Raw genomic sequence first — 10,071 nt, 5'->3', positions numbered from 1 at the left:
GCCATGGCCTGTTCCTTCCTGCGATCTGAAGCGGGCACACGGCCGCACGCGGAAAAGCGCGGATCGCGTCCCGGAATAAGCGCCCGAAGATGCGGGCATGCGTCCTTGCGGCGCGAACGGCACAAACCGTCGCGAAGAGGGCGCAAAGATGGTGAATCAGGAGGAACCCGTTACCGGGAAACCGCCCCTTTAGGTGACGCTATCGTCGACAGCGCCGATGGTGGAATTGCTGCATGATGACCTCCCTGGGCTATACACCCAGCATCATTGTGTACCGCATGGTATATATTAGCGGGGGCTGTCCCGTCAACCGTCTTTTTGTACCGGGAGGTATTTTATTTGCAGTGCGGCAATTTCAAGGGGCGGACGCACGCAAAAGCGAAATAAAACCCGCTATTTGCTGGGCCACATGGTGAGGGTGGTGTCGATCAGCTGTTCCAGCCGATCGCGCGGCACGCCGGCACCGGCCTGCACGGCCATGCCCTGGATCACGGTCGAGAGGTAACAGGCGAGCGCCTGCGGCTCGACTCCGGCGGGCAGGTCGCCTTCTGCCTGGGCGCGTTCGAACCGGTCGAGCAGGGCGCGGTCGGACGAGGCGCGGCGGGCCAGCACCTCATCGCGGATACATTCGGAATGGGCGGTGCCGCCGACCGAACTGATGACGCCCATGCATCCCTGGGGATCTTTGTTGCCGGTCTGGATCGCCAGCGATCCGCGCAGCATGCGCTCGGCCACCGCCTTGGCGGTCGGTGCCTCCAGCGACGACTTCACATAGCAGAGCTTGTCGCGCTCATAGAGGTCGAGCGCCTTGCGGAACAGGGCTTCCTTGTTGCCGAAACAGGCATAGAGGCTGGGCTTTGTGATGCCCATCGCTTCGGTCAGTTCCGCCAGCGATGCGCCTTCATAGCCGCGCCGCCAGAAGACCTGAAGTGCAGCCGCCAAGGCTTCCTCGGGATCGAACTCCCGCGGGCGGCCCCTGCCACTCTGTGTTGCCGTGATTTCCATACCGACCGGTATATAGGGATGATGGCCGCCTACGTCCATAGGGCGCGCGACATCATCACTAGTCAGCTTTTATCTGATGGGGAAGAATTGGATGCCCGACAAGGATTCGAACCTTGATTGACGGAGTCAGAGTCCGCTCTCTTACCATTAGAGGATCGGGCATCATCAGCAGGGCTTGCCCCGCTTGGGAGGCCGCAGATAGGCGGGGATTCAGAGTCGGTCAAGCGCTTTGTGCAGCCTTTCCGCAGTTTTTTGTCGATCCTCCCGATCGCTGACCGGCTGCCTTCACCGGACAAAGAAAAGCCCGCCGGATCATCGCTGATCCGGCGGGCAATATGTCGGTCTCTCTCAAAACCGGGCTGGGAGCCGCTCCCGATGTAGGAAGCGGCTCCCGCCTTTTCAAAGTCAGTCCATGTCCTGCGTGGTGAAATCATCACCCTGCACGGCACCCAGAGGATCGTCGCCGATCGCGGCTTCCGGACCCTGGGCCAGTTCGGCCGCATGTTCCTCGGCCGCGCTCTTTGGCGCGATCAGGTCGACCTGGGCCGACGCGCGCAGCGCGGCCCGCATCGCCGCGTCACGCGACGAGGCGGCAACGCGCAGGCGGTTCATGCCGGCACCGGTGCCCGCCGGGATGAGGCGGCCGACGATGACGTTTTCCTTCAGGCCAACCAGCGTGTCCTTCTTGCCCTGGACCGCCGCTTCCGTGAGGACGCGGGTGGTTTCCTGGAAGGACGCCGCCGAGATGAACGAACGGGTCTGCAGCGAGGCCTTGGTGATGCCGAGCAGCACCGGCTTGCCGGCAGCAGGGGCGAAGCCCGGCTGCAGCTTGCTGTTGATCTCGTCCATTTCCTCGCGGTCGACCTGCTCGCCGACCAGCAGGGTGGTGTCGCCGGACTCGATGATCTCGACCTTCTGCAGCATCTGACGAACGATCGTCTCGATGTGCTTGTCGTTGATCTTCACGCCCTGCAAGCGATAGACTTCCTGGATTTCGGCGACCAGATATTCGGCCAGCGGCTCGATGCCGAGCACTTCCAGAATGTCGTGCGGATCGGGCGAACCACCGATCAGGTTGTCGCCACGCTTCACGTAGTCGCCTTCCTGAACGTCGATCACCTTGCTCTTGGGGATCAGATATTCGACCGGCTCGCCGCCATCCTCGGGATTGATGGCGATCTTGCGCTTCGCCTTGTAATCCTTGAGGAACTGCACGCGGCCGGACACCTTGGCAATGATCGCATTGTCCTTGGGCTTGCGGGCTTCGAACAGCTCGGCAACGCGCGGCAGACCACCGGTGATGTCGCGGGTCTTGGCCGCTTCACGGCTGACACGCGCCAGCACGTCACCGGCCTGAACCTCGGCACCATCGTCGACCGACAGGGTCGCACCGACCGCCAGCATGTAGCGGGCGGCTTCACCGCTATTATCGTCCATCAGGGTCAGGCGCGGACGCAGATCTTCCTTCGTCCGGGCGGCACCACGATGCTCGATGACGACGCGCTGGGCGATGCCGGTGGCTTCGTCGGTCTGTTCGGTCAGCGTCTTGTTGTCGATCAGGTCGACATACTTAACGATACCCGGCTTTTCCGTGATCACCGGCATGGTGAAGGGATCCCACTCGGCGAAGCGATCGCCCTTCTTCACGGCATCGCCATCTGCGAACAGAATGGTGGCGCCATAAGGCAGGCGGTGCGTTTCGCGTTCGCGACCTTCGCTGTCGATGATCGCGACTTCGCCGTTACGGGCGAGCGACAGGCGACGACCATTTTTGTCGGTGATGGTCGGCATGTCGCGCAGCTCGATCGTACCGTCCGACAGGGCTTCCAGGTTCGACGTTTCGTTGAAGTTCGCCGCGCCGCCGATGTGGAAGGTACGCATGGTGAGCTGCGTGCCCGGTTCACCGATGGACTGCGCCGCGATGACGCCGACCGCTTCGCCGATGTTCACCGGCGTACCACGGGCCAGGTCACGGCCGTAGCACTTGCCGCAAACGCCCATGCGGCTTTCGCAGATCAGCGGGCTGCGGATCTTCACGGCCTGCGTGCCGATCGCCTCGATCTGGGTGATCATGGCTTCGTCCAGCAGGGTGCCGATCGGGATGATGACGGTGCCATCCTTGCTGTCGACGATATCCTGCGCCGTGGTACGGCCCAGAATGCGCTCGCCCAGCGAGGCGATGACCGAACCACCCTGAACGATGGCCTTCATCTCCAGCGCCTTTTCGGTGCCGCAATCATCCTCGACGATGGTGCAGTCCTGCGACACGTCGACCAGACGGCGGGTCAGGTAACCCGAGTTCGCCGTCTTGAGCGCGGTGTCGGCCAGACCCTTACGGGCACCGTGGGTCGAGTTGAAATATTCAAGAACGGTCAGACCTTCCTTGAAGTTCGAGATGATCGGCGTTTCGATGATCTCGCCCGACGGCTTGGCCATCAGGCCGCGCATGCCGGCCAGCTGCTTCATCTGGGCCTGCGAACCACGGGCACCCGAGTGCGCCATCATGTAGATCGAATTGATCGGCGCCAGACGGCCGGTCTTGGGATCCTTGGGCTGGGCACGGATCTCGTCCATCATGGCGTTCGCGACCTGGTCGCCGCAACGGCTCCAGGCGTCGATCACCTTGTTGTACTTTTCCTGCTGCGTGATCAGACCGTCCTGATACTGCTGCTCATAATCCGCCACCAGTGCCTTGGTCTCGTCGACCATCGTCACCTTGCTGTCGGGGATGACCATGTCGTCCTTGCCGAAGCTGATGCCGGCCTGGAACGCGTGGCGGAAGCCCAGCGACATGATGGCGTCGGCGAACAGCACCGTGTCCTTCTGGCCGGTGTGACGATAGACCTGGTCGATGACGTCACCGATTTCCTTCTTGGTCAGAAGGCGGTTGACGACGTCGAAGGGCACCTTGTGCGACTTGGGCAGGCATTCGCCCAGCAGCATGCGACCCGGCGTGGTCTCGAAGCGCTTCATATACTGCTGACCATTTTCGTCGGTCTGCGGCACGCGGCTGATGATCTTCGAGTGCAGGGTGACCGCCTTGGCATAGAGGGCCTGATGGACCTCCTGCATGTCGGACAGCAGCATGCCTTCGCCCGGCTCGCCTTCGCGTTCCATCGACAGGTAATAGATACCCAGGACCATGTCCTGCGAGGGAACGATGATCGGCTTGCCGTTGGCGGGCGACAGGATGTTGTTGGTCGACATCATCAGCACGCGCGCTTCCAGCTGGGCTTCCAGCGAGAGCGGAACGTGGACGGCCATCTGGTCACCGTCGAAGTCGGCGTTGAAGGCCGAGCAGACGAGCGGGTGCAGTTGGATCGCCTTGCCTTCGATCAGCACGGGTTCGAACGCCTGGATGCCCAGACGGTGGAGCGTCGGCGCGCGGTTCAGCATGACCGGGTGCTCGCGAATGACTTCGTCGAGGATGTCCCAGACTTCCTTGCGCTCCTTCTCGACCCACTTCTTGGCCTGCTTCAGGGTCATGGACAGACCTTTGGCGTCGAGGCGGGCGTAGATGAAGGGCTTGAACAGTTCGAGCGCCATCTTCTTGGGCAGGCCGCACTGGTGCAGCTTGAGTTCCGGACCGGTCACGATGACCGAACGACCCGAATAGTCGACGCGCTTGCCGAGCAGGTTCTGACGGAAGCGGCCCTGCTTGCCCTTGAGCATGTCGGACAGCGACTTGAGCGGACGCTTGTTGGCGCCGGTGATGACGCGGCCGCGACGGCCGTTATCGAACAGGGCGTCGACGGCTTCCTGCAGCATGCGCTTTTCGTTGCGGACGATGATGTCCGGCGCACGCAGCTCCATCAGGCGCTTCAGACGGTTGTTGCGGTTGATGACGCGGCGATACAGATCGTTGAGATCCGAGGTCGCGAAGCGGCCACCGTCCAGCGGCACCAGCGGGCGCAGTTCCGGCGGGATGACCGGCACGACGTCCAGGATCATCCACTCGGGGCGGTTGCCCGATTCCAGGAAGCTCTCGACGACCTTCAGCCGCTTGATGATCTTCTTGGGCTTCAGTTCCGACTTGGTGACAGCCAGTTCGTCCAGCAGCGCCTGCTTCTCGCCTTCCAAGTCGAGATCCATCAGCATCTGCTTGACGGCTTCGGCGCCGATGCCGGCCGAGAAGGCGTCCTCGCCATATTCGTCCTGCGCGTCGAGCAGTTCGTCCTCGGTCAGCAGCTGATATTTCTCCAGCGGGGTCAGGCCCGGCTCGGTGACGATATAGCTTTCGAAATAGAGGACGCGCTCAAGCTGCTTGAGCTGCATGTCGAGCAGCAGGCCGATGCGCGAGGGCAGCGACTTCAGGAACCAGATATGGGCAACCGGCGCGGCCAGTTCGATATGGCCCATGCGCTCGCGGCGGACCTTCGACACGGTCACTTCCACGCCGCACTTTTCGCAGACGATGCCCTTGTACTTCATGCGCTTGTACTTGCCGCACAGGCACTCATAGTCCTTGATCGGACCAAAGATGCGGGCGCAGAACAGGCCGTCACGCTCGGGCTTGAACGTGCGATAGTTGATGGTTTCCGGCTTCTTGATTTCGCCGAAGGACCAGCTGCGGATGCGCTCCGGGGAGGCGAGGCCAATCTGGATCTGGTCGAAGGTTTCCGGCTTCTGGATCGGATTGGCGAAGTTCGTCAGTTCGTTCATATCTCAAGTCCCTCTAGAGGGTGTAATTTTCGGGCGAAGCAGGGGAGGGGGCGCTGCCGGAGCAGCGCCCGCGCATCCCTTATTCCGCCGCAGCCGCCATGCCGTCGTCGTCAATCTCGTCCATCGCGGCGAGTTCGACGTTTAGGCCCAGCGAACGCATTTCCTTGACCAGCACGTTGAAGCTTTCGGGAATGCCGGCCTCGAACGTGTCGTCGCCCTTGACGATCGCCTCATAGACCTTGGTGCGGCCGACCACGTCGTCCGACTTCACCGTCAGCATTTCCTGCAGCGTGTAGGCGGCGCCATAAGCCTGGAGCGCCCACACTTCCATTTCACCGAAGCGCTGGCCACCGAACTGCGCCTTACCGCCCAGCGGCTGCTGGGTGACGAGGCTGTAGGGGCCGATGGAGCGTGCGTGGATCTTGTCGTCGACCAGGTGGTGCAGCTTCAGGACATACTTGTAGCCAACGGTCACCTTGCGGTCGAACACGTCGCCGGTACGGCCGTCGAACAGCGAAACCTGGCCGGATTCGTCCAGGCCTGCCAGCTTCAGCATCGCCGACACGTCGGATTCGACGGCACCGTCGAACACCGGCGTCGCCATCGGCACGCCTGCACGGACATTCTGCGCCAGCTCGACGATCTGCTCGGGGCTACGCGCCTCGATTTCGGCGACATAATTGTCGCCATAGATCGTTTTGAGCAGTTCCTTCACCGCCTCGGGGGGCTGGCCCGCCTCGGGGTTCGGATTGGCTTCACGCCATGCGTCCAGAGCCTGGCCGATCTGGGCGCCTAGGCCGCGTGCGGCCCAGCCCAGATGGGTTTCGAAGATCTGACCGACGTTCATGCGCGACGGCACGCCCAGCGGGTTCAGCACGAAGTCGACGGGGGTGCCGTCTTCCAGGAAGGGCATGTCTTCGGCCGGCAGGATGCGGCTGATGATACCCTTGTTACCGTGACGGCCGGCCATCTTGTCGCCCGGCTGCAGCTTGCGCTTCACCGCGACGAACACCTTGACCATCTTCAGCACGCCCGGGGGCAGCTCGTCGCCGCGCTGCAGCTTGTCGACGCGATCCTCGAACTTCTCGACGATCAGCTTCACCGCTTCGTCATACTGCGCCTTGACGGCTTCGATGCCGGTCTGGCGGACATCGTCCTCGACCGCGAACTTCCACCATTCGTGACGCTCGACTTCGCCCAGAAGAGCCTCGTCGATCACAACGCCCTTCTTGACGCCCTTGGGGGCGGCGGTGGCGGTCTGGCCGATCAGCATTTCCTGCAGACGGTTGAAGGTCGCACGGTTGAGGATGCCGCGTTCGTCTTCACGGTCCTTGGCGAGACGGTCGATTTCCTCCCGCTCGATCGCCATGGCGCGTTCGTCCTTGTCGATGCCGTGACGGTTGAAGACGCGGACTTCCACGACGGTACCAGCAACGCCCGGCGGCAGGCGCAGCGAGGTGTCGCGCACGTCGCTTGCCTTTTCGCCGAAGATCGCGCGCAGCAGCTTTTCTTCCGGGGTCATCGGCGATTCACCCTTGGGGGTGATCTTGCCGACCAGGATGTCGCCCGGCTCCACTTCGGCGCCGATGTAGACGATGCCAGCCTCGTCGAGGTTGCGCAGCGCTTCTTCACCGACGTTCGGAATGTCGCGGGTGATGTCTTCCGGACCCAGCTTGGTGTCGCGGGCCATGACCTCGAACTCCTCGATATGGATCGAGGTGAAGACGTCATCCTTCACGATCCGCTCGGAGATCAGGATGGAGTCTTCGTAGTTGTAGCCGTTCCAGGGCATGAACGCGACGAGCACGTTGCGGCCCAGCGCCAGCTCGCCGAACTCGGTCGACGGGCCGTCGGCGATGACGTCGCCGGCCTGCACCAGTTCGCCCACCTTCACCAGCGGACGCTGGTTGATGCAGGTGTCCTGGTTGGAGCGCTGGAACTTCTGCAGCGTGTAGATGTCGACGCCCGACTGGCCGGGTTCGACATCGCCGGTGGCGCGGATCACGATACGGGTCGCGTCGACCTGGTCGATGATGCCGGCGCGCTTGGCGGCGATCGCCGCGCCCGAGTCACGGGCCACGGTGCCTTCCATGCCGGTGCCGACGAACGGCGCCTCGGCACGGACCAGCGGCACCGCCTGACGCTGCATGTTCGATCCCATGAGGGCGCGGTTGGCGTCGTCATTTTCCAGGAACGGAATGAGCGAGGCCGCGACCGACACCAGCTGCTTGGGGCTGACGTCCATCAGGGTGATGTTGTCGCGCGGCGCCATCAGGAATTCGCCGGCTTCACGGGCGGAGATCAGGTCTTCCGCCAGCGTGCCGTCGGCATTGGTTTCGGCGTTGGCCTGCGCGATCGTGTGCTTGGCCTCTTCCATCGCCGACAGATAGACGACGTCGTTGGTCACCTTGCCGTCGATCACCTTGCGGTACGGCGTTTCGATGAAGCCGTACTTGTTGACGCGGCTGAAGGTGGCCAGCGAGTTGATCAGACCGATGTTCGGGCCTTCGGGCGTTTCAATCGGGCAGATGCGGCCATAATGGGTCGGGTGAACGTCGCGGACTTCGAAGCCGGCGCGCTCACGCGTCAGACCACCCGGCCCAAGGGCCGAAACGCGGCGCTTGTGGGTGACTTCCGACAGCGGGTTGGTCTGGTCCATGAACTGCGACAGCTGCGAGGAGCCGAAGAATTCACGCACCGCGGCCACGGCGGGCTTCGCGTTGATCAGGTCGTTCGGCATCACGGTCGACACGTCGACCGAGCTCATGCGCTCCTTGACCGCACGTTCCATGCGCAGCAGGCCGACGCGATACTGGTTTTCCAGCAGTTCGCCGACCGAGCGGACGCGACGGTTGCCGAGATTGTCGATATCGTCGATCTCGCCCTTGCCGTCCTTCAGGTTCACCAGTTCCTTGACGACCGCCAGGATGTCCTCGACGCGCAGGGTGGTGACGGTGTCCTCGGCATCCAGGTCGAGGCGCATGTTCATCTTCACGCGGCCGACCGCGGACAGGTCATAGCGTTCCGGATCGAAGAACAGGCCGGCGAACAGCGCTTCGGCGGTTTCCTTCGTCGGCGGCTCGCCGGGGCGCATGACGCGATAGATGTCGCTCAGGGCCTGGTCGCGTTCTTCGGCCTTGTCGGCCTTGAGCGTGTTGCGGATCCAGGGACCGGTGGTGACATGGTCGATGTCCAGCAGTTCCAGGCGGTCGATGCCCGCCTTGTCGAGCTTTTCGAGGTTTTCGGGGCTGACTTCGTCGCCGGCCTCGATGTAGATCTCGCCGGTCTTCTCGTTGATCAGGTCATAGGCGCTGTAGCGGCCATAGACTTCCTCGGTCGGGATCAGCAGGGTGGCCAGGCCATCCTTTTCCGCCTTGTTGGCAGCGCGTGGGCTGATCTTGTGGCCGGCGGCGAACACGACTTCGCCCGACTTGGCGTCGACGATGTCGAACGCGGGCTTCAGGCCGCGCCAGGCTTCGGCGGTGTAGGGGATCTGCCAGCCGCCTTCGCCACGGACGAAGGTGACCTTGTTGTAGAACTGGCCCAGGATTTCCTCGGCGGTGAGGCCGAGCGCATACAGCAGCGCGGTGACCGGCAGCTTGCGCTTGCGGTCGATACGCACGTTGACGATGTCCTTGGCGTCGAACTCGAAGTCGAGCCACGAGCCACGGTACGGAATGACGCGGGCAGCGAACAGATATTTGCCCGACGAGTGGGTCTTGCCACGGTCATGGTCGAACAGGACGCCTGGCGAACGGTGCATCTGCGACACGATGACGCGCTCGGTGCCGTTGACGATGAAGGTGCCGTTCTGCGTCATGAGCGGCATGTCGCCCATGTACACGTCCTGCTCCTTGATATCGAGGACCGAACGGGTTTCGGTGTCGGCATCGACCTCGAACACGATCAGGCGCAGGGTAACGCGCATCGGCGCGGCATAGGTGATGCCACGCTGGCGGCATTCCTCGACGTCGAACTTCGGGTCTTCCAGCTCATAATGGACGAAGTCCATTTCGGCGGTGCCGGCGAAGTCGCGGATCGGGAAGACGCTGCGCAGGGTCTTTTCCAGGCCCGACACATAGCCGATCGCCGGATTGGAGCGCAGGAACTGTTCGTAGCTCTCCCTTTGAACTTCGATCAGGTTCGGCATCTGCACCACTTCGTGGATGTCGCCGAACACCTTGCGGATGCGCTTCTTAGCGCCGGTGTTGATCGTTGGGAGAGCCTTGGTCGCCATGCGGTTCCTGCCTGTCGTCTGTTCGTCGTGTTTTTCCGCATTGCAGCGGAAATTCAGTCCGGATGCTCTGGAATCCGGGGTGATTCGCACCCCATATTCCACGCAAAAAAGTGCGGGCCGGGACTGTCCGATCCGCACTGTCAGCGTCTTGTTGCCCGCCAAACTCG

General features: G+C 62.7%; 3 protein-coding genes and 1 tRNA gene. All 4 read right to left on the bottom strand.

Annotation, left to right across the window (positions count from 1 at the left end):
- Positions 1 to 393: 393 nt before the first annotated feature.
- Positions 394 to 1,005 carry a TetR/AcrR family transcriptional regulator gene (locus CG471_RS20905; RefSeq protein ID WP_026109006.1) on the bottom strand — a complete coding sequence of 204 codons (612 nt, stop codon included), beginning with the start codon at positions 1,003 to 1,005 and terminating at the stop codon, positions 394 to 396.
- Positions 1,006 to 1,093: 88 nt separating this feature from the next.
- Positions 1,094 to 1,167 (bottom strand) — tRNA-Gln (locus tag CG471_RS20900).
- A gap of 243 nt (positions 1,168 to 1,410) precedes the next feature.
- The gene (gene rpoC, locus CG471_RS20895) at positions 1,411 to 5,667 is read right to left on the bottom strand and encodes a DNA-directed RNA polymerase subunit beta' (protein ID WP_004208472.1); all 4,257 of its coding nucleotides are present in this window, start codon (positions 5,665 to 5,667) and stop codon (positions 1,411 to 1,413) included.
- A 79-nt stretch (positions 5,668 to 5,746) separates the two neighbouring features.
- Positions 5,747 to 9,904: a DNA-directed RNA polymerase subunit beta gene (gene rpoB / locus CG471_RS20890; protein WP_004208471.1), complete on the bottom strand. Its 4,158-nt coding sequence runs from the start codon at positions 9,902 to 9,904 to the stop codon at positions 5,747 to 5,749.
- Between the last annotated feature and the right edge of the window lie 167 nt (positions 9,905 to 10,071).

It is taken from the genome of Sphingobium sp. IP1 (assembly GCF_002708645.1).
Classification (GTDB): Bacteria; Pseudomonadota; Alphaproteobacteria; order Sphingomonadales; family Sphingomonadaceae; genus Sphingobium; species Sphingobium yanoikuyae.
The sequence above is the reverse complement of the archived record's forward strand: the minus strand, read 5'-3'. Positions and strand labels throughout refer to the sequence as shown.